General features: G+C 75.1%; 17 protein-coding genes and 1 pseudogene. 7 read left to right on the plus strand and 11 right to left on the minus strand.

What is annotated here, in order from left to right; genetic code table 11:
• Positions 1-9: 9 nt before the first annotated feature.
• Complete coding sequence (locus AB0B39_RS08250) at positions 10-2907, minus strand: AAA family ATPase (RefSeq protein ID WP_357573846.1); 2898 nt, start codon at positions 2905-2907, stop codon at positions 10-12.
• A gap of 192 nt (positions 2908-3099) precedes the next feature.
• Between AB0B39_RS08250 and AB0B39_RS08255 the strand changes: the two genes are divergently transcribed.
• Positions 3100-5343, plus strand: a complete 2244-nt coding sequence (locus tag AB0B39_RS08255; protein WP_357573847.1) for an adenylate/guanylate cyclase domain-containing protein — start codon at positions 3100-3102, stop codon at positions 5341-5343.
• A gap of 3 nt (positions 5344-5346) precedes the next feature.
• Here the strand turns inward: AB0B39_RS08255 and AB0B39_RS08260 are convergent, their stop codons facing one another.
• From AB0B39_RS08260 to paaK, 5 genes are all read right to left on the minus strand, one after another.
• Positions 5347-5892, minus strand: coding sequence for a YciI family protein (locus tag AB0B39_RS08260; protein ID WP_357573848.1), 546 nt, complete (start codon positions 5890-5892; stop codon positions 5347-5349).
• A gap of 59 nt (positions 5893-5951) precedes the next feature.
• Entirely contained in the window at positions 5952-6770 is an 819-nt protein-coding gene (locus AB0B39_RS08265; RefSeq protein ID WP_357573849.1) for a methyltransferase domain-containing protein, read from the minus strand.
• Positions 6748-7338 (minus strand): dienelactone hydrolase family protein, encoded by a 591-nt coding sequence (locus AB0B39_RS08270; protein ID WP_357573850.1) that lies wholly within the window; start codon positions 7336-7338, stop codon positions 6748-6750. Before AB0B39_RS08270 ends, AB0B39_RS08265 begins: the two co-directional genes overlap by 23 nt.
• 54 nt (positions 7339-7392) lie before the next feature.
• Positions 7393-8499 (minus strand): nucleotide disphospho-sugar-binding domain-containing protein, encoded by a 1107-nt coding sequence (locus tag AB0B39_RS08275; RefSeq protein WP_357497012.1) that lies wholly within the window; start codon positions 8497-8499, stop codon positions 7393-7395.
• 66 nt (positions 8500-8565) lie between these two features.
• Complete coding sequence (paaK, locus tag AB0B39_RS08280; RefSeq protein ID WP_357497014.1) at positions 8566-9873, minus strand: phenylacetate--CoA ligase PaaK; 1308 nt, start codon at positions 9871-9873, stop codon at positions 8566-8568.
• 207 nt (positions 9874-10080) lie between these two features.
• Between paaK and AB0B39_RS08285 the strand changes: the two genes are divergently transcribed.
• The 6 genes from AB0B39_RS08285 to AB0B39_RS08310 all read left to right on the plus strand — a co-directional run bounded on the left by AB0B39_RS08285 (position 10081) and on the right by AB0B39_RS08310 (position 15158).
• A complete protein-coding gene (locus AB0B39_RS08285) occupies positions 10081-10839 on the plus strand; it encodes a class I SAM-dependent methyltransferase (RefSeq protein WP_357573851.1) in 759 nt (252 codons plus the stop codon).
• Between the two features lie 37 nt (positions 10840-10876).
• On the plus strand, positions 10877-11353 hold the full coding sequence (locus tag AB0B39_RS08290) for a CrcB family protein (protein ID WP_234590440.1): 477 nt from the start codon (positions 10877-10879) through the stop codon (positions 11351-11353).
• The gene (gene crcB / locus AB0B39_RS08295) at positions 11350-11712 is read left to right on the plus strand and encodes a fluoride efflux transporter CrcB (protein WP_234590438.1); all 363 of its coding nucleotides are present in this window, start codon (positions 11350-11352) and stop codon (positions 11710-11712) included. Before AB0B39_RS08290 ends, crcB begins: the two co-directional genes overlap by 4 nt.
• 91 nt (positions 11713-11803) lie before the next feature.
• A complete protein-coding gene (locus tag AB0B39_RS08300) occupies positions 11804-12328 on the plus strand; it encodes a PadR family transcriptional regulator (protein ID WP_234590435.1) in 525 nt (174 codons plus the stop codon).
• Positions 12325-13005 (plus strand): ABC transporter ATP-binding protein, encoded by a 681-nt coding sequence (locus AB0B39_RS08305; protein WP_357497019.1) that lies wholly within the window; start codon positions 12325-12327, stop codon positions 13003-13005. Before AB0B39_RS08300 ends, AB0B39_RS08305 begins: the two co-directional genes overlap by 4 nt.
• Positions 13002-15158, plus strand: a complete 2157-nt coding sequence (locus AB0B39_RS08310) for an FtsX-like permease family protein (RefSeq protein ID WP_357573852.1) — start codon at positions 13002-13004, stop codon at positions 15156-15158. Before AB0B39_RS08305 ends, AB0B39_RS08310 begins: the two co-directional genes overlap by 4 nt.
• A 3-nt stretch (positions 15159-15161) precedes the next feature.
• Here AB0B39_RS08310 and cobA read toward each other — a convergent pair whose 3' ends face one another.
• The 5 genes and pseudogenes from cobA to cbiE all read right to left on the minus strand — a co-directional run.
• Complete coding sequence (gene cobA / locus AB0B39_RS08315) at positions 15162-16793, minus strand: uroporphyrinogen-III C-methyltransferase (RefSeq protein WP_357573853.1); 1632 nt, start codon at positions 16791-16793, stop codon at positions 15162-15164.
• A complete protein-coding gene (locus tag AB0B39_RS08320; RefSeq protein ID WP_357573854.1) occupies positions 16790-17386 on the minus strand; it encodes a precorrin-8X methylmutase in 597 nt (198 codons plus the stop codon). Before AB0B39_RS08320 ends, cobA begins: the two co-directional genes overlap by 4 nt.
• Positions 17383-17574, minus strand: coding sequence for a 4Fe-4S binding protein (locus AB0B39_RS08325; RefSeq protein ID WP_357497027.1), 192 nt, complete (start codon positions 17572-17574; stop codon positions 17383-17385). The genes AB0B39_RS08320 and AB0B39_RS08325 overlap by 4 nt, the downstream gene beginning before the upstream one ends.
• The gene (cobJ, locus tag AB0B39_RS08330) at positions 17562-19385 is read right to left on the minus strand and encodes a precorrin-3B C(17)-methyltransferase (protein ID WP_357573855.1); all 1824 of its coding nucleotides are present in this window, start codon (positions 19383-19385) and stop codon (positions 17562-17564) included. Before cobJ ends, AB0B39_RS08325 begins: the two co-directional genes overlap by 13 nt.
• Positions 19373-20743: pseudogene (gene cbiE / locus AB0B39_RS08335) on the minus strand (precorrin-6y C5,15-methyltransferase (decarboxylating) subunit CbiE); the annotation flags it as partial. The pseudogene cbiE and the gene cobJ, both read right to left, overlap by 13 nt.

A 20743-nucleotide genomic window follows, 5' to 3' on the forward strand; every position in this document is an offset into this window, starting at 1 on the left:
CCGGTGCCGTCAGCCGCGGGAGTTGCGCAACATGATCGCGCTGGCCTGGACGCGGGTGCGGACCTGGAGTTTGTCGAAGATGTGCGACACGTGCACACCGATGGTCCGCTCGCTGATGAACAGCCGCTGCCCGATCTCCTTGTTGGTCAACCCCTCGGCGACGAGCGCGAGCACCTCCCGTTCGCGCGCGGTGAGGGCCGCCAACTCGTCGTCGACCGGCTCGGCCGACGCGACGGGCCGCGCGCCGTCGGCGTCGCGCTCGGCCAGCGGCACCCGGGCCCGCCCCGCCAACTCCCGGATCTCCGAGGTCAACGGCACCGCGCCCAACCCCTGCGCCACCCGGTACGCCTCCCGCAGCAGCTTGCCCGCGGTGGCCACCCGACTGCGCCGGGCCAGCAGAGCCTCCGCCTGCCGCAGCCGGGAGTACGCCGCCGGATAGGGGTGGTTACGACGGTCCCACTCGGCGGCCGAGGTGGCCCACAGCTCCGGGTCGCTGCCGTCGAGACGACTCACCTCGGCGGCGCACAGGGCCAGAAAGCCCTCCACCACCGAGCGCACCGGTCGGGCCGCTCCGGCGCTCTTGCGGGCCATCCGGTCGGCGACGTCCCGCAGCCGGCGTACGGCCGTCGGGTCCACGGCCACGGCGCGGCTGGCGTGCGCCTCCGCCTCGGCGCGCAGCCCGTGCCAGACCAGTGCGGACAGGATCATCACGTCGTCGGAGCGGCTCTCGGTGAGGCCGCGCTGGACCGCCAGCCGCGCGACGTCGTGCCGGCCCTCCCACATCGCCAACCCGGACCGCAGGGTGAGCAGCGGGATGACGTGGCGGGCCCCACCGCCGGCGAGCAGGGTCGCCACCGCGTCGAGGTCCCGGCCGGCGGCCTCGATGTCGCCGTAGCCCACCGAGAGCCGGCATCGGGCGAGCAGCAACTCGACGGCGTCCGCGCCGGACGGTCGGTGCCGCAGGGCCACGGCGACCACCTTCTCCGCCTCGGCCCACTGGCCCACCCGGAACAGCCCGTTGATGGCGATGGCCAGCAGCCGGGTGCCCCAGGTACGCCCCAGCCCCAGCTCGGCCACCCGTTCGGCGCCGCGCCGTGCCACCACCACGCCCTCTTCGAGGATGTTCAGCGGCCCGGTCAGCAGCTCCGCCAGGTGCAGGTAGGCGCACGCCACGTCCTCGGGCTGGCCAGCGCGCTCGGCGGTGTCGAGGGCGTCGCGCATGACCGCCAGACCGGCGTCCGGGTCTTCCAGGAAGGCGTCGCTGAAGCCCAGCGCCGAGCTGGCCAGCACGACCTCGGTGGCGGAACCCTCCGCGTTCTCGGCCAGCGCCAGCGCCTCGCGCGCCCGCGCGCCGGCGTCGGCGTAGCGGCCCAGGTGCAGCAACAGCTCGGCCAGCCGCGCCGCTGCGGCGGCCCGGTCCCGCGGCGAGCAGTCCGCCGCCTCCAGCGCCCGCTCGTACTCCTCCTCGGCCAGCGCCGAGCGACCGGCGGCGGCCAGGTAACGGGCCCGGCGGATGTGCAGCGCGCAGCTCGGCTCACCGCCCCGCAGCGCGGCCAACTCCTCCAGCAGGGCCAACGCGCGGGCGTGCTCCCCACAGTGGTGGGCCGCCTCGGCGGCGTTGCCGAGCAGCTCGATCCGGTCCACCTCCACCGAGCCGGAGTCGCCGGCCAGGTGCAACGCCGCCGTCCAGTGGCGGTGCGCCTCGGCGTAACCCTGCAGCCGCTCGGCCTCCTGCGCGGCGGCCACCGCCGCCGGCAACGCCCGCGCCGGCTCACCCGCCAGCCGCCAGTGATACGCCAACCGGGCCTGGTGCAGCTCGCCCGGCGCGGCGGTCAGCGCCTCGGCGTAGCGGCGGTGCAGGCCGGAGCGCTCAGCCGGCAGCAGTTCGTGCGACAGCACCTCGGCGACCAGGCGGTGCCGCAGCCGGTAGCCGTCATCGGCGCCGACCAGCAGCCGGTGCGCGACCGCGGCGCGCGCGGCGTCGATCAGCTCGTCCTCCGGCAGCCGCAGCACCTCGGCCAGCAGCCAGTGCTGCACAGGCTCGACGCCCGCCGCCACGGCGTGCACCACGGCGTGCGCGTGCTGCGGCAGCGCGTCGACCCGATCGAGGAAGATCTCCCGCAGGGTCTCGGACAGCCCGTCCCGCCCGTCGCGCAGGTCGCGGGCCAACTCCTCGATGACGAACGGGTTGCCGCCGCTGCGCTGCCACACCTGCTCGGCGGCGTCGGGCGCAAGCGTCCGCCCGACCACCGCGGCGGCGAGCTGCTCGGTGCCGGCGCGGTCCAGCGGGGACAGGTCCAGCACCCGGACCGTCCGCAGCCGGCGCAGCTCGGTGAGCACCCGGCGCAGCGGGTGCGCGCCCTGCAACGACTCGGCCCGCACCGCGGCCAGCACCGACAGCTGGAGGTCACCGAGACCGGCCAGCAGATAGAGCAGCAGCTGGCGGGTGCTGCGGTCGACCCACTGGAGGTCGTCCAGGATCAGCACCAGCGGTCGCCCCTCGGCGATCAGGTGCAGGCCCCTGGAGACGCGTTCCAGCAGGGCACCGGCGCCGTCCGGGCCGCCCGTCTCGTCGGCGAACATCTGCAACAGCCCGCGCACCGCCGAGGAGGTGCGCGCCTGCGCCGCGGACAGGTCCGCGTCGAAACGCCGCAACGCCTGCAGCAACGGGTGCAGCGGCGAGGCGTCGCCGATGTCCAGGCAACTGCCGGTGAGCACCAATGCGCCCTGGTCGCACAATCGGGCACCGATCTCACCGAGGAGGCGGGTCTTGCCCACACCGCTCTCACCGGTCAGGAAGACGGCGGCCGTCTGCCCCTGTGCCACGTCACCGAGCAACGCCGACCGAACCGTCTGCACCAGCTCGGCCCGGCCCACGAGCGGTGCGGTGTCCACATCGCTGGCCATGGGACGCAGCCTAATCACACGCCCCCGTACCGTTCTACGGCCATCTGCTGCTTGTGGTACTCCTCGCGTCGACATTGCGACTAATGGTTGCGAGTGGCCGACATACGTCGTTCTGCCGATCCCCCGTCAGCCCAGGAATGCCAATCTCCGAGGGTCGTCAGCCACCAGCGGGGGAAGGACCGGTGCGCACCCATGATCACTGTCGTCGCCGACACGCAGCGGACCGACCGCCCACACTGGCCGGTGCCCGAGGAGAGGCGGACGGTCACCGTGCTGTTCGCCGACATCGTCGGCTCCACCGCGCTTGTCGACCGGCTCGACCCGGAGGACGTCCGCGCGCTGCAACGGGCGTACTTCGACACGGTCGCCGCCGTGCTGCGCCGCTGGCACGGCGTGGTCGAGAAGTACGTCGGCGACGCGGTGATGGCACTGTTCGGGGCGCGACACTCCGACGGCTTCGACGCGTACCGGGCGGTGCGGGCCGGGCTGGAGATCCAGGCCGCGCTGGATCGCCGGCCCATCCTCGGCGACATCACCCTGCGGCTGCGCGTCGGGGTCGCCACCGGCGAGGCGGTGGTCGACCTGGGCGACGCGGTCAGCGGCGGCCACGGCGTGGCCAGCGGCGCGGTGATCACCACCGCGGCCCGCCTGCAGGAGTACGCCGCACCCGGCACCGTCGCGCTCTGCGCCGCCACGGCACGGGCCACCGCCGGTCTCATCGTGCAGCGTCAACTGGCGCCGGTGCCGGTCGCCGGCCGGGTGCCGCCGATGCCGGTGTGGCATGCCGCCGGCCTGGCGCGACCGGGCGCCGACCGGCACGACGGCCCGCTGATCGGGCGACGCCGCGAACTGGCCAGCGTCACCGACCAGCTGACCCGGGCGCTGCACGACCACGACCCGCGCTGGGTGTCCCTGGTCGGCCCGAGCGGCAGCGGCCGCAGCCGACTGCTGCACGAGCTGACCCGCGCGCTGCGCACGGTGGACGGGATGCCGGTGCGCTGGTGCGTGGTGAGCTGCCCGCCGTACCCCGACCAGGTGCTCGCGCCGGTCGCCGAACTGGTCCGCGGCGTCGCCGGCATCCGACACGGCGACGGCCCGGCGGCGGTCCGTGACCGCCTGACCGACGCTCTGACACCGCTGTACCCGCCGAACCGGGTCGCGGCGGCGGTGGCGGCGCTGCAATCGCTGCTGACCACCCCGGACGGTTCGGCCGGGACGCTGGCCGCCGCGGCGGTCTGCCGGGACGCGCTGCTGCGCCTGGCCGCCCACCGACCGCTTGTCGTCGCCGTGGACGACGTGGACCGCGCCGCGCCGGCCGTGAGCCACTTCCTGCACGCGCTGTTCACCGCGGCGGCGGCGCGGGGGCTGCCGCTCGCGGTGCTCACCGTGCATCAGCCGCAGTGGGCCGACACCCGACCCGGCCCGGCCCGCCGCGTGCCGATCCGTCCCCTGGCCACGGTGCAGTCCGGGCGGCTGCTGCGCCACCTGCTCACCCGGGCCGGGCAACCGGTGGCCCTGGTCGACCGGCTGCTGCCACTGGTGGCGGGCCGACCCGGCCACGCGGCGGCGTACGTGCGGTCGATCGTGGAGGGCGCCGACCGGCTGACGCTTCCGCTGCCCGACGCGGTCCGCCGGGCCGTCGGCGCGGAACTGGACCACCTCGACGGTGAACGACGAGCGGTGCTGATGGCCGCCGCCACCATCGGCGGGCCGGTCTCCCGCGACGCCGTCGACCGGACCCTCGGTTGGGTGCCCGGCCGATCCGCACCGGCCCTACGCGGACTGGTCGCGGCCGGACTGCTGCTCGCCCGCCGCACCGACGGGTACGTGTTCGCCGCGCCCGCGCTGCGCCAGGTCGCCGCCGAGCGGTTGCCCCGCGCGTTGCGGGCCGTCTTCGGCAGTCGTGCCGCCGAAGCGCCGCGCCTGGACACGGTCCGCCCGGACGCCCTCGACCCCACCGCAGGCCGTTCCGCCGCAGCTCACCCGGTCGCGGACCGTCCCGCCGACGTGGTGCGTCTCGACGTCGTTCACCCCCGGGCAGGCCGCTCCGGCGCCGTCCTCGCGGTGGTGGCCCCGACGGTCTCAACGCGCCAAACCGCACCGCCGCGCCGACGTCTTCCTGCGGCGACGACGACCACCGCGCCGGCCGAGCCGGGTCGCGGAACCAACCACCCGGCGGGTACCCGCCGCCTGCGCGCCGTCGCGTCCGCCAGCGACGGGCCACCGACGCGAGGGTGCGCGACGGCGAGCAGCACGGCCGGGCCCCGGCCCGCGGACGTGGCCCGGACCCCGGCGACGATCCGAGCGGTGCCTACCGTGCCGGGGCCACCCGAGCGCGGCGGACCGGTCGGTGTCGGCCCACCGGCCGGAGTCGTGCGCGCCGCACCCCGTCCGCCATTGATCCACTGGCCGAACGGCCTGGCCACCGCCGCCTGAGGGTCAGGTCGGCCGCCCGCCGAACTGCCAGTGGTGCACCTCGACGTCGGCGTACCGGTCCACGGTCAGGATGGCGCGCGCCGCGTCCGGGGTCGGCGCCCGCACCAGCGCGGCGGTGCCGAGCCAGGTGTCGCCGTCGTCGGACAGCAGCGGCCCGTACGCGATCAGTTCGTCCGGGTCCGGCGGCACGGCCAGGTCGACGGCCGGCCCCGCGCCGAGGCCGAGCACCAGATACCGGTTGCCGCCGGTCCGGCCGCCGGCGAAGTCCCACATCGTGCGGCCCAGCGTGTTGCGCCACCGGCGCACCAGCACATCCCGGTACACGCCGGCCTGGTAGTTCGGCTCGTCGAAGGCGAACGCCCGCGCGGCGCCCGCGTCGGGCAGGTCGACGATGTGCACGCTGCCGGTGGCCGTGTCGCCGGACAGGGTCGGGCCGCGGGCGATCATCTCCGCCGCAAACCCGTCCATGTAGGTCCAGTGCTCGGCCAGCAGCTCGTCGCGCAACGCCGCCGAGTCGGGCCGGTCGCGGTGGTAACACAGGAATTCCATGCCACCCATTCTCGACGCCGTGCCCCACCGCCTGCGGGGGCGGGCGCCGCCGAGTCGTCCTACGGCACGGACGCCGAGGCCAGCAGTGCCGCGGTGGGCAGCGCGAGCCTGCCGTCCGGGTCGCGGTAGGGGGCGGTCAGCTCGTCGTACGCCGCACGGATCCGCACGATCACGTCCGCCGGTTGGGTCTCCATCAGCAGCCCCGGTCTGCTGATGCCGTTCGCCGGCCCGCTCCACCAGGCCTCGGGGTCGGTGCGGTGCACCCAGGTGATCGTCTCGCACCGCACGTCGGCGAGGCCCGCGGCCTCGAGCAACCCGGCGAACCCCTCGACGGTACGGCGAAAGTCCTTCTCCGCGTCCACCCGCGGCACCGACGTCGGACGGTCGACCCCGGCGGCGTCGAAGACCTCGCCCCAGAGGCTCTGCGCCTCGGGCGGCGGGTCGGGCCAGACCGTCACCGCGATTCGTCCGGCCGTCCGGACGACCCGTCGGAGTTCGCCGATCGCGGCGAGCGGATCACCCACGTGGTTGATCACGAAGTTCGCCACGGCCGCGTCGAACTGCCCGGATTCGAACGGGAGGCGGGGCAGCGCGGCGAGGAGAACCTCGTCGGCCAACGGGAGCCGGCTGCGGGCCAGGTCGACCATGCTGGGCTCCGCGTCGACGGCCACCACGCTGGCGCCGCGCGCGCACGCCAGCCCGGCGACGGTCCCGGAACCGGTGCCGACGTCGAGCATCCGGGTTCCGGCCTCGACGTGGGCGGCGTCCAACAGTGCCGGGGCGGAATGGGCGCACAGCAGCGCGAAGCTGCCGTCGAACGCCGCCGCCCGCCCGGCCCAGCGCGACCGCTCGTGGTCATCGAAGGCTGTTGTCGTCATTTCCGCACCCCGTGAGGAAGGCCAGCACCCGGGGCCAGACCTGCGCGGCGGCGTCCGGGGCGTACTCGGTGACGTCCGGGTCGGTGAACAGGTGCCCGACGCCGGGATAGCGGAACACGCTCAGGTCGGCGCCGGCGTCGGTCATCGCCCGCTGCCACTCGTCGACCTCGTCGGGCGCGTCGTACGGGTCCGGGTCGGCGACGTGCAGCTGCACCGGCAACCCGGGCCGGACCGTGTCCGGCCCGCCACCGGTGCCGTGCAGCAGGAGCAGGCCGGCGGCGTCGGGACGCTCGGCGAGCAGCGCCCCGGCGACGCCGGCACCCATCGAGAAGCCGGCCAGGACCGTCTGCGGCGGCAGGTCGCGCAGCGCCGCGCGGGCCCGGTCGAGCACCACCTCGTGGCTGATCTTGTCGAGCAGCGCGAAACCCTCCTCGACGGTGTCGGCGGCCGGGACGCCGTACAGATCGGGGGCGGTGACCCGGTGCCCGGCGGCGCGCAACCGGTCGGCGGCGGCACGAACGGCGGGCCGCAGCCCGTACACGGAGTGGAACAGCACGACGTGTCGCATCAGGCCATCCTGCCGCAGCCGGGCGCGGACCCGGCTGTGGCACGCGGGAGGGCGTCAGAGCAACGCCGTCAGCCGGGCCACCAGGGCCGCCGGCGGTGGCATCGCGGCGATCTCCTGGCTGACCTGCCCGGCGGCCGTGCGCAGGCTCTCGTCGGTGAGCAGCCGGGTCAGTGTCCGCGCGGTGATGTCGGCCGGACGCAGCGCGAGGCCGGCGCCCCGGCGGGCCACCAGCTCGGCGTTGTGCCGCCGGTCCCCCGGGCCCACGGTGGCCAGTTGCGGCAGGCCGGCGGCGAGGGCGCCGAAGGCGCTGCCCGCCCCGCCGTGGTGCACCAGCGCCGCGCTCGCCGGCAACGCCTCCGCGAGTGGGATCCAGTCGACCACCCGGACGTTGCCGGGCAGCGAACGGGCCGAGCGCTGATCGGGCCGGACCAGCACGATCTCGGCGTCCACCTGGGCCGCGGCGGCCACCACGGCGGGCATCGGACCCCGGTCGCCGGGGCCGGTCAGGGTGCTGCGGGTGACCAGGATCCGCTGTCGCTCGCCCGGCTCGCGCAGCCAGGCCGGCAGCTCACCACCGCCCACGTAGGACGTGTAGCGCATCGGCCAGCCGGCCTGGGTGGCCACGCTGGGCGGGGCCACGGCGAGGGCGGCGGCGGGCGGTGGCAGCTCCGCGAGGCCGTGCCGGCGCAGCGCGGCCCCGAGTCGGGCGGTGGTCGCGGCGACCAGGTCCCGGCCGTCGAAGAGGGTGTTCTCCTGGCGTACGGCCGGCACGTCGAGCCGCGCCGCCGCGACCGCGCCGGCGACCGCGAACGGCTCGTGCACCACCAGATCCGGCCGCCACCGGGTGGCCAGCGTGACGACCGGGTCGGTGAGCTGGTCGTTGAGAGCGCCGAAGAGCAGGCCGGCGCCCCGGGTGCCGGCGGTGCCGGCCAGTTCGGCGCGCGCGATCAGCGGATGGCGGAGCAGGACCCGCCGCGCGATCCGGCCGAAGTCGAAGCCCGGCGCGACGTCGTGCACGGCCAGACCGGCGTCGGCGGCGGCCATCGCCGCACCGCCGGTGGCCACCAGCACGTCGTGGCCGGCGTCGCGCAGCGCGACCGCGAGGGGCACCAGGGGAAAGACGTGCCCGACGAGCGGGGCGGACACCACCAGCACGCGCATCTCGCGGATCCTATGTCGACGCCGCTGGGCGCGTTGCCCCGTTGACCGCACCTCGGCGGATGGTGGTCAGCCTCGGTCGCGCTGGTCGACGATGCGGCGCATCTTGCCCATGGACCGTTCCACCGAGTCCGGGGCGAGCACGGCCACCGCGACGCTCACCCCGATGGTGTTCTTCACCAGCTCGACGAGCGTCGCGCCGGCCCGCTCGGCGGCGTCCGCGGCGACCCCGACGCGCCGCTCCACCCGTACGGTGAGGGTGTCCAGCCGGCCCCGCCGGTCCAGGACGCACTGGAAGTGCGGCGACAGCTGCGGCGTACGCAGGATCAGCTCCTCGATCTGCGTGGGGAACACGTTCACGCCGCGCACGATCATCATGTCGTCCGTTCGGCCGGTGATCTTCTCGATCCGGCGCATCGGCCGCGCGGTGCCGGGGAGCAGCCGGGTGAGGTCCCGGGTGCGGTAGCGCACCACAGGCATCGCCTCCTTGGTGAGCGAGGTGAGCACCAGCTCGCCCCGCTCGCCGTCGGGCAGCACCGCCCCGGTGACCGGGTCGATGATCTCCGGGTAGAAGTGGTCCTCCCAGAGGTGCAGGCCGTCCTTGGTCTCGACGCACTCGGTGGCCACGCCGGGGCCCATCACCTCGGAGAGCCCGTAGATGTCGACCGCGTGGATGTCCAACCGCTGTTCCATCTCGCGGCGCATGTCCTCGGTCCACGGCTCCGCGCCGAAGATGCCGACCCGCAGCGAGGTGGCGCGGGGGTCGATGCCCTGGCGCTGCATCTCGTCGACGATGGCGAGCATGTAGCTGGGCGTGACCATGATGACCTCGGGTTCGAAGTCGCGGATCAGCAGCACCTGCCGTTCGGTCATGCCGCCCGAGACCGGGATGACCGTGCAGCCGAGTTCCTCGGCCCCGTAGTGCGCGCCCAGGCCGCCGGTGAAGAGCCCGTAGCCGTACGCGACGTGCACCCGGTCGCCGGGACGGCCGCCGGAGGCGCGGATGGACCGGGCCATCAGCCGGGCCCAGGTCCGCAGGTCGTCGCGGGTGTAGCCGACGACGGTGGGCCGGCCGGTGGTGCCGGAGGAGGCGTGCAGTCGGGCGACCCGCTCCCGGGGTACGGCGAACATGCCGAACGGGTAGTTGTCGCGCAGTTCCGCCTTGCCGGTGAACGGGAAGCGGGCCAGGTCGGCGAGGTCGCGGCAGTCGTCGGGGTGCACGCCGGCGGCGTCGAACGCCCGGCGGTAGTGCGGCACGTGGTCGTACGCGTGCCGCAGCGACCAGCGCAGCCGTTCGCGTTGCAGTTCGCGCAGCTCGTCGATGTCGGCACGCTCGATCGGCTCCAGCTCGTGCGGACGAGGGGTGCGGTCCTGCATCGCCTGCCTCCTTGCGCGACGGTCCCGGTGCGGGCTGCGGGTACCGTACGCCGGCCGTCGGCCAAGGGCGCGAGGTGAGGGGCGCCGGGTCGGGCGGGATGCCCGACCCGGCGTCACTCCGATCATCGCCCCGCCATCATCCTGCAATTGCAAAAGATGTGCAACAAGGTCTGGACCGGGCCCGTTCGAGTAACTAGCCTGACCATCATGAGTCCTTACATCATGGATCCGTCGGCCTGGCAGGAGAGCTGGGACCGTCAGCAGGAGGCCTACCTACCGGATCGGGAACACCGCCTCGCCGCCATGCTCGACGCGGTCGACGCGGTAGTCGACGGCCGCCGTCCGCGCCTGCTCGACCTGGCCGGCGGCACCGGCACCATCTCGCTGCGAACGCTGGCGCGCTTCCCGGACGCCGAGGTGACGCTGGTGGACCTCGACCCGGCGCTGCTCGCCATCGCCGGCGCCTCGCTGGCCGGGCGGGCCACGATCGTCACCGCCGACCTCACCACACCCGACTGGCGCGAGACGCTCCCCCATCAGGAGTACGACGCCGTCCTCACCGCCACCGCCCTGCACTGGCTGCCGGCCGACCGGCTCCGCGCGCTCTACGCCGACCTGCGCGACGTGCTGCGACCGGGCGGGATCTTCGTCAACGCCGACCACATGCCCGACGACACCCTGCCGGAGCTGACCAAACGGCTGCTGGACCGGGCGCGGGGCCGGCGCGACGCCCGCTACGCCGCCGGTTCGGTGCTGTCCTGGTCCGACTGGTGGGAGCGGGCCGCCGCCGACCCGACGCTCGCACCGCTGGTCGCCCAGCGACACGCCATCTACCCGACCGGGCACAGCCCGGAGTGGAACCCGCCGGTCTCCTGGCATCTGGCGGCGCTCACCGAGGCCGGGTTCAGCGAGGTCGGCACGGTGTGGCGCGGCGGAACGGACGCCGCCGTCGCGGCGGTACGCTGACCAGCCGTCGCGGCGTTCGTGCTGGTAGGAAGGACCCGTGTCAGAGCCGCTCGAACCGCGTACCGACCCCGACGTCGACCTGCGGGTCACCGCCGACCGCCGGGAACTCGGCGCGCGACCCGCGACGGTTCTCGCCACGATCGCGGCCGGCGGGGTGCTCGGCGCGCTGGGCCGGGCCGGCCTGCAACACCTAGTCCCGCACGCGCCCACCGCTTTCGGGTGGGCGACGTTCGGCGTCAACGTGTCCGGCTGCCTGCTGATCGGCGTGCTGATGGCGGTGCTCGGGCACCTCGGCGGCGGGCACCCGCTGGCCCGCCCGTTCCTCGGTGTCGGGGTGCTCGGCGGCTTCACCACGTTCTCCACGTACGCGGTGGACGTCCAGCAGGCCCTCGTGGCGGGCGCACCCGGCGTCGCGCTGGCGTACCTGGCCGCGACGGTGCTCGGGGCTCTCGTCGCGGTCGGGCTGGGCGACGCCGTCACCACCGGACTGCTGCGGCGCGGGGCGGTCCGATGACCGTGCTGCTCATCGCCCTGGGCGCGGCGGTCGGCGCACCGCTGCGCTACCTCACCGACCGGGCCGTGCAGTCCCGCCACGCCTCGGCGTTCCCGTGGGGCACGTTCAGCGTCAACGTGGCCGGGTCGCTGCTGCTCGGTGCCCTGGTCGGGTGGCCTGTCGACCCCGCGGTCGGCGCGCTGCTCGGCACCGGGTTCTGCGGCGCCCTGACCACCTACTCCACCTTCAGCTACGAGACCCTGCGGCTGGCCCGGCGCGGCGACCGGTTCCTCGCCCTGGCCAACGTGCTGGGCAGCGTCGCCGCCGGGCTGTCCGCGGCCGCCGTCGGCTACGCCCTGGCCCGCGCCCTGCTGGGCTGACCTTCGGAAAGTCCTTCCCGGAACAGGGGACCCACCGCGAATACTCCGAGGGTATATACGCGAGGTATACCCCCGGTGTAGTCTCCTGGGCATGAGCGTGCCACTGACCCTTCTCGGCCTCCTCGAACGAGAGCCCAGCCACGGCTACGACCTGAAGCGCGACTACGACGCGTTCTTCGGCCGGGGCAAGCCGCTGCCGTTCGGCCAGGTCTACTCCACCCTCAGCCGCCTGGCCCGCGACGGAAAGGTGGTGATCAGCGACGTCGCGCCCGGCTCCGGCCCCGACCGCAAGCGCTACGTCATCACCGATGTCGGCGCGACCGAGGTCGAGCAGTGGCTCACCCAGCCGGTCGACCCGGAGCCGCACCTGCAGACGGTGCTGTTCGCGAAGGTCGTGCTCGCGCTGATGCTCGACCGTCCCGCCGCCGAATACCTCGACACCCAGCGCAGCGCGCACCTGCACCGGATGCGCGAGCTGACCGAGATCAAGCGCGCCGGCAACCTGGTCGACGCGCTGCTCGCCGACCACGGCCTGTACCACCTGGAGGCGGACCTCCGATGGATCGAGATGACCGGCGCCCGCCTGGACGCCCTGCGGAAAGAGGTACGACCATGAGCGTGGTGCTCGAAGCACGCGACGTGACGTTCTCCTTCGGCCAGACACCCGCCCTGCGCGGCGCGAGCGTCGCCGTGGAGGCCGGCGAGATCCTCGCTGTCATGGGGCCCAGCGGCTCGGGCAAGTCCACCCTGCTGCACTGCCTCGCCGGCATCCTCGTGCCCAGCTCCGGCGAGGTCCTGTTCGACGGTGCCCGGGTCGACGCCATGCCCGAGACCCAACGCAGCAGCCTGCGCCGCGACCGGTTCGGCTTCGTGTTCCAGTTCGGCCAGCTCGTCCCCGAGCTGACCGCTGTGGAGAACGTCGCGCTGCCGCTACTGCTCAACGGCGTACACCGCAAGCAGGCACTGCCCAGGGCGAGCGCCTGGTTCGCGCGCCTCGGCCTCGACGGCCTGGAGCAGCGCCGCTCGGGCGAGCTCTCCGGCGGGCAGGCGCAACGCGTCGCCCTGGCCCGGGGCCTGGTCGCCGAGCCGCAGGTGCTCTTCGCCGACGAGCCGACCGGCGCGCTCGACTCGCTCACCGGCGAGCACGTCATGGACCTGCTGGTCAGCGCGGCCCGCGAGCAGGGCACCACTGTCATCCTGGTGACCCACGAGGCCAGGATCGCCGCGTACGCCGACCGCGAGGTCATGGTCCGCGACGGGCGCGTCAACGCGCCGGACCGGATCGCCTCATGATCCGCTTCGGGCTCCGCCTCGCCCTGGCCGGCGGCCGGGAGGCACTCACCCGCCTGCTCGTCATCGCCGCCGCCGTCGCGATCGGCAGCGGGCTGCTGCTGACCACCCTGGCCGGGGTCAACGCGGTCGACGCCCAGCTCACCCGGTACGCGTCGATCTATCCCCAGGCCTCCACCGCCGGCGCAGCCGATCCACTGTGGTGGTCGACCAGGGACGACTTCTTCCACGGCAAGCCGATCCTCCGGATCGACGTCGCCGCCACCGGGCCGAGCGCGCCGATCCCGGCCGGCATCCCGGCCGCCCCGGGCCCCGGTGAGTTCTACGTCTCGCCGGCGCTGCGGAAGCTGTTCGCGGCACAGCCGGCCGACCAGCTGGCCGACCGGTACCCGGGACGGGACCTCGGCACTGTCGGACCGTCCGGGTTGACCTCACCGGACACGCTGCTCGCCATCGTGGGCGGCACGCCGGACAGCGTGGGCAAGCTGCCCAACTCCCGGCAGGTCGACACCATCGATGACAAGCCCGCCCTCCCCGAGACCACGGTAAACCTGATCCTGGGCGTGATCGCCGGCGGGCTGCTCTTCCCGGTGCTGATCTTCATCGGCACCGCCACCCGGCTCAGCGCCGCCCGCCGGGAGCAGCGTTTCGCCGCGATGCGCCTGGTCGGCGCGACACCCCGGCAGATCTCGACGGTCGCCGCGGTGGAGGCGGCGACCGCCGCCGTCGCCGGCACCGCCGTCGGCTTCGGCCTGTTCTACGCCTTCCGCGAGCCGCTCGCGGGTATCCCGTTCACCGGCATGCCGTTCTTCCCCGGCGACATGTCCCTGGGCCTGCTGAACATACTGCTCGTGGCGCTCGGCGTCCCGGCCGGCGCGGCGCTGGCCGCCCAGATCTCGCTCCGCAAGGTCCGGATCTCGCCGCTGGGCGTCACCCGGCGGGTCACCCCCCGCGCGCCGCGCGCGTACCGGCTGATCCCGATGCTGCTCGGCGTCGCCGTGCTGGTGTTCGCCCTCGGATACCGGCCCGAGACGTCCGACGGTCAGACCGCGATCTTCCTGCCCGGCCTGCTTCTCATCATGGCCGGTCTCGTCTTCGCCGGCCCGTGGTTGACGATGGTGGGCGCCCGGGTCATGGCCCGGTACGCCAACCGTCCGGCCACGCTCATCGCCGCGCGACGCCTCGCCGACAACCCCAAGGCCGGCTTCCGGGCGATCAGCGGCATCATGCTCGCGCTCTTCGTGACCAGTGTCGCCGTCGGCGTGATCACCACGATCGTCGACGAACGTGGCCCGGCCCCGATCGGCTCGACCGACGCGGGCACTGTCACCACAGTCTTCGACGAGAAGACGACGTCGGTGCCCGACACGCTCTTCGCCGAACTGCACGCGATCACCGGCGTGCGGTCCGTGACCGCCATCCGGGAGGCCCCGGACGTCAACACCGGCGGCGAGGGCGGGGTGATCGCCTGCGCCGACCTGCCGAGCGCGTACGGCAGGTGCGCCCAGGGCGCTGTCGTCATCGAGGTGCCGACGGGTCTGAGCCGTTGGGAGGAGTCGGCGTCGTCCACAACGGAGTGGCGCGCGGCGTCGATCACGCTCGACGAGCTCCAGCGGCTGCCGGTGAGCTCGGTCGTCGTGGGCACGGACGGCTCGGCTGCGGCCATCGAACGCGTCCGCACCGTGCTGGAGGTCGCCTTCCCGACCTTCTGGGTGGGGCCGAACGTGCCCGGCGACTTCGAGTCGGACTTCGCCGACACACTGCGCGGCTGGGAACAACTGGCCAACGTCATCATCATCGCCAGCCTGGCGCTCGGCGGGTGCAGCCTCGCGGTAAGCGTCATCGGTGGCCTTACCGAACGCCGCCGTCCGTTCAGCCTGCTGCGCCTCAGCGGCGCTCCGGTGCGGGTCCTGCGTCGGGTGGTGGCGCTGGAGAGCGCCGTACCGATGCTGGCCGTCGCCGCCGTCGCCATCGGCATGGGTCTGCTCGCCGCGCACCTGTTCCTGCGGGCGCAGATGGGCTACACGCTCGTCGCTCCGCAGCCGGGCTTCTACGTGATCGTCGTCGTCGGGCTGGTCGCCTGCCTCGGCGTCATCGCCTCCACGATGCCGCTGCTGGAACGCGTCACCGGGCCGGAGACCGCCCGCAGCGAGTAGCCGTCAGGCGCTCGGCCCGGTGGCGGCGACGCCGACCACCGGGCCGAGCACGAAGACGGCGGGCGGGCCGATGCCCTCGGCGGCGGCGACCGCGCCGATCTCGTCCAACCGGGCGGGCACCGACCGCTGGCCGGGCAGCCCCGCGTCCTGCACGGCGAGCACCGGGGTCTCCGGGGGGCGACCATGCTCGACAAGCACCGCAGCGATCTTGGCGATGGTGTCCACGGCCATCAGCAGCACGACGGTGCCCCGGGCACGGGCCAACGCGGCCCAGTCGACGAGCGAGTCGGGATGCCCGGGCGGCAGATGCCCGGAGACCACTGTGACGTCGTGCGCCACGCCCCGGTGCGTGACCGGCACGCCGGCGAGGGCCGGCGCGGCGAGGGCGCTGCTGACCCCCGGGACCACCGTCACCGGCACACCGGCCGCCCGGCAGGCCAGCACCTCCTCGTGGCCGCGTCCGAAGACGTACGGGTCGCCGCCCTTGAGGCGTACCACCCGACGGCCGGCGCGGGCGTGCGACACCAGGGCCGCGTTGATCGCGTCCTGGGCCATCGAGGGGCCGCGGGGCACCTTCGCGGCGTCGATGACCAGGACGTCGGGGCGCAGCCCGGCGAGCAACCCCTGCGGGGCGAGCCGGTCGACAACGACGACGTCCGCGGCGTCGAGCAGGGCCTGTGCGCGTACCGTGATCAGGTCGTCGGGCCCCGGCCCGCCGCCGACGACGGCGACCGAACCGTGGTCGTGGTGGTCGTGCCCGTCGTGGCCGTGGTGATGGTGGTGGCCGACCGGGTCGTCGGGGTGGTCGTGCGGGCGTTGCGGGCGACCCACCTTGTCCGCGAAGCCGGGCATCGACACCCGGTACGCGCAGGTGTCGCAGTTCATCCGGATGTCCCCGCCCAGCGCCTCGGCGTGGCGTTCGAGCACCAGCTCCGCGAGGGCGGCACAGTCGCCGATCACCTCGGCCACCCGGACGTCCAGGTCGGGGTGGGCGGCGGCGAACTCCGCCGACTGGGCGACGATCCGGTCGGGCAGCACGCCGGCGAACAGGAAGTACGGCGCGACGACGATCCGCCGCGCGCCGAGCCGGCGCAACCGGTCCAGCACCTCCGGCACCGACGGCTGCGCCAGGGAGATGAAGCCCGGCTCGACACCCGCGTAGCCGCGTCCCTCCCAGAGCAGCCGGGCGACCTTGGCCACCTCGGCGTTGGCGTCCGGGTCGGTGGACCCCCGCCCGATCAACGCCACCCACGTACCGGCCCGGTCGACACCCGCCAGCGCCGCGTCGATGCGCTCTTCGAGGGCGGTGTGCAGCAGCGGGTGCGGGCCGAGCGGGCGTCCGTAGCGGTAGGTCAGCCCGGGGTGGCGCTGCTGCTCGCGTCCCATGGCGGCGGGAATGTCGCCCTTGCCGTGCCCGGCGGCGGTGAGCACCAGCGGCAACGCGACGAGGGCCCGGTGCCCGCGGGCGACGAGCGCGCCGACCGCGTCGGTCAGCGGCGGGCGGGACAGCTCGATGAAGCCGCCCTCGACGTCCGCGACGGCACCGCGACGGCGGACCCGCTCGACGAGCGCGGCGAACTGGTCGACCCCGGCAGCGCTGCGCGTGCCGTGCCCGACGATGACCAGACCGGTCATGACTTCTCCTCGATGTAGAGCAGGGCGTTGAGGGCGGCGGCGGCGACCGCCGAGCCACCCTTCTCGCCCACGTTGGACACCCCGGGCAGGCCGCTGGCCCGCAACGCCGCCTTCGACTCGGCTGCGCCCACGAAGCCGACCGGCAGGCCGACGACAAGCGCGGGCGCGGCGTCCAGAGTGAGCAGTTCGACGAGCGCGGTGGGTGCGCAGCCGACCACCCACACCGCGCCGGGGCCGACCCGGTCCCGCGCGATCCGCACGGCCGCCGCCGAACGGGTGATGCCGGCCGCGCGGCCCAGTTCGGCGGCGGCCGGCTCGGCGACCGGACAGACCAGCTCCAGGCCCGCGCGGGTGATGCCGGCGGCGACCATCGCCACGTCGGTGACCACCGGCACGCCGGCGCGCAGCGCGGCCAGCCCCCTCTCCAGGGCGGCCTCGTCGCAGACCAGCTCGTCGACGTACGCGAGGTCGGCACTGGCGTGCACGACCCGCTCGGTCACCGCCCGGCTCAGCGGCGGCAGGTGCGACAGGTCGACCCGCTCGCGCAGGATGCGGTACGACTCGACCTCGATCGGATGCACCACCCGGCTCATCGGTCTCCTTCCCAGGGCTCGGCCACGCGGATCGCGTCGACCGGGCAGATCTCCAGGCACTCCAGGCAGCCGGTGCAGCGGTCGGCGCGTACCGTCAGGCCGCCGGCGACCGGCCGGATCGCGTGCGTGGGGCAGGTCAGCAGGCAGGCGCCGCAGCCCTGGCAGGCGTCGATGGTCACGATCGCCACCGGTACCCCCGGGGCGTGACCATCCGGCCGGCGACCAGCCTGGTGTCGCTGTTGCCGACCACCACCACGCTGTACATGTCGACGATGCCCGGGTCGAGCGTGGCCAGCGTCGCCAGGTGCAGCCGCTCGCCGGGTCGGCTGGCGTTGCGCACCACGCCGACCGGGGTGGCCGGTGGCCGGTGTGCGGCGAGGATGCCGAGCGCCTTGCCGAGCTGCCAGTCACGCGCACGGCTGCGCGGGTTGTAGAACAGCGTCACGAAGTCGCCCTCGGCGGCGGCGGTCACCCGCCGCTCGATGACCTCCCACGGGGTGTGCAGGTCGGACAGGCTCACGTAGGCGTGGTCGTGGCCGAGCGGCGCCCCGAGCAGCGCCCCGGCGGCGAGCGCGGCGGTCACCCCGGGCACACCGACCACGTCGATCCGCTCGTCGGCGTACTCCAGGGCGGGGCTCGCCATCGCGTACACCCCGGCGTCGCCGGAGCCGATCAGCGCGACCGCCCGGCCGGCGGTGGCCTCGGCGACGGCCGCGCGGGCCCGGGCCTCCTCCGCGCCCAGCCCGCTGGACAGCACCCGGGTGCCCGGCCGCAGCACGTCCCGCACCTGGTCGAGGTACTGGTCCAGGCCGACCACCACCGCCGCGCGGCGCAGCTCCGCGACCGCGCGGGGGGTCCGCAGGTCGGCGGCGCCCGGCCCGAGCCCCACGACCGCGAGCCGGCCGCGCGGCGCGTGCCGCGCCACCGCGACGGTGGCCATCGCCGTCGCGGTCTTGCCCACGAGCAGCGTCGCGTCGTCGGACCGGCCGTCCGGGCCGAGCAGCGCCGCGGCCTCCGCGACGCTCGGCGTGCCGACCGCGGCGCGGACCACCTCGCTGGGATGCGGCACGTCGACAGTCGCCAGCCGCGTCGCCGGCCAGGTCACCAGGTGTACGCCGAGCGCGTCGGCGGTGCTGCGGATGCCCGCCTCGTCGGCTTTGACGTCGGCGCTGGCCAGGCAGCGCAGGCTCGCCGGGTCGAGGCCGGCCTCGGCCAGCACCCGGTGCAGCAGCTCCGCCACCTCGGCGGCCGGTACGCCCCGACTCGCGCCCACCCCGGCGACCAGCGACGGTGGCCGCAGCACGGCGGTCCGCCCGTCGGGCGGCACCACCCGGTCGGTGACCAGCACCCGGTACCCGTCGTCGTCGGCCGCTTCGTCGTTGGCAGGGCCGTCGTTGGCGGGGTCGCCGGGGGCGGCGACATCGCCGGCCGGGTCGTGGTGGCCGGCCGGGTCGTCGGAGGCTGCCCCGGGGGTGATGACGCGCACGTTCGGGGGCAGGGCGGGCAGCGGCCAGGTGGCGTCGGCGATCAGCCGGACCGGTTCGCCGTCCAGGATGGCCCGGGACACCGCGGCGACCGCGCCCTGCACCGGCCAACCGAGGGTGTCCAGTCCGGGCAGCCCTACCGCGTCGGTGGCGGTGGTGATCACCGGTCGGGCGTCCAGCAGCGCGCCGACGGCTTCCGCGAGGTCGTTGCCGCCGCCGGCGTGGCCGCCGAGCAGCGCCACCGCGTGCCGGGCGGCCTCGTCGACGACCACCACGGCCGGGTCGGTGCGCTTGTCCCCGAGCAGCGACGCGAGGATGCGCACCACCACGCCGGTGGCCAGGAACGCCACCACGGCGTCGCAGCGCGCCCAGGCGGTCCGCAGCGCGTCGGCGACGCTCTCCCCCTCGACGAGCCGCGCGTGCGGCCAGGCGGCGGCGACGGTGTGGGCGTGTCGTCGGCCGGCGGCGGTGGCCGCGACCAGGCCGACGCGGGTGGTGACGGTCAGGTCGGGCACGGGCGCTCCCCGGTGAGGACGACCACCGGGTTGGTGGCCGCGAGGCGGATCGACCCGCCGGGCAGGTCGGCGAGGCGGGCGGCGGAGAGCTGGCTGCCCTCGACCGTGTAGCCGGCGGCGCGCAGCAGACCCACGGCCGGCACGACGCGGTCCAGCGCGGCCAGGGTGAGCACCACCCGCTCGGGTCGGCGGGCCACCACTGCCGCAAGGACGTCGGCGCCGCCACCGCCGACGAAGACCGCGTCCGGCTCGGGCAACCCGGCCAGCGCCGCCGGGGCCCGCCCGACGACGACCCGCACGTCGACGGCGTGCACGGCGGCGTTGTCCCGGATCATCGCGGCACTGGCGACGTCCTGCTCCACGGCGAGCACTGCGGCGCCGAGCAGCGCGCACTCGATGCCGACCGAGCCGCTGCCCGCGCCGACGTCCCAGACCAGCCGGCCCAGGCGAGGCCGCAGCCGGGCGACGACGAGGGCCCGCACCTCGGACTTGGTGATCATGGAGTCGCGGTGGGCGTACCGGTCCTCCGGCAGCGCCCAACCGCCGGCCGGCGCGGCGGCCGGCTGGTTGTCCACCCGCATCCCAACCGGCGTGACCGGGCCCGGCGCGGCGTTCACGGGCCCGGCAGACGCGGCGGGCACGGCAGTCGCGGGCGCGGCAGACACGGCGGGCACGGGCACGGCGGGCACGGGCACGGCGGGCACGGGCACGGCGGGCACGGGCACGGCGGGCACGGGCACGGCGGGCACGGGCACGGGCACGGCGATGCTGAGCAGGACGTGCGGGTCGGACCAGGCGCCGGCGGCGGCCTGCTCGGGGGTCACCGCCCGGACGCGTTCGGCGTCGGTGCCGAGGTGTTCGGCGACCACCAGACGGCGGGGCCAGCCGATCAGTCCGGCGCCCAGTTCGGCGGCGCCGACGCCCGGCGCGGTGAGCACCGCGACCAGTGGCAGCGCCCGGCAGGCGTTCAGGGCCGGTCGCGGGTCGCGACCGTGCGCGGTGACCACGGCTGCGCCGTCCCAGGGCAGCCCGGCACGGGCGAACGCGGTGGCCACACTGGACACCGCCGGCGCGACCCGCAGCGGCAGCCCGGCCGCGCGCAGCCGCCGGACGATGCCGAACAGTCCGGGATCGCCGCTGGCCAGCACCACCGCCGGCACGCCGGCGGCCACGGCGGCGCTCAGCCGCCGTACGGCCGGGGCGAGCGGCCCGAGGACGACGGTGTCCACGCCCTGCGGCACGGAGACGGTGGCCAGGTGCCGGGCCGCTCCGACGACCAGCCCGGCCACGGCCAGCGCGGGAACGACTGCGGGGTGCGGTGGCGCACCGGCCGCGTCCACCCCGACCACCGTCACCAG

Origin of the sequence: Micromonospora sp. NPDC049114, from assembly GCF_040648635.1 — a bacterium.
In the GTDB taxonomy this organism is placed as follows: Bacteria; Actinomycetota; Actinomycetes; order Mycobacteriales; family Micromonosporaceae; genus Micromonospora.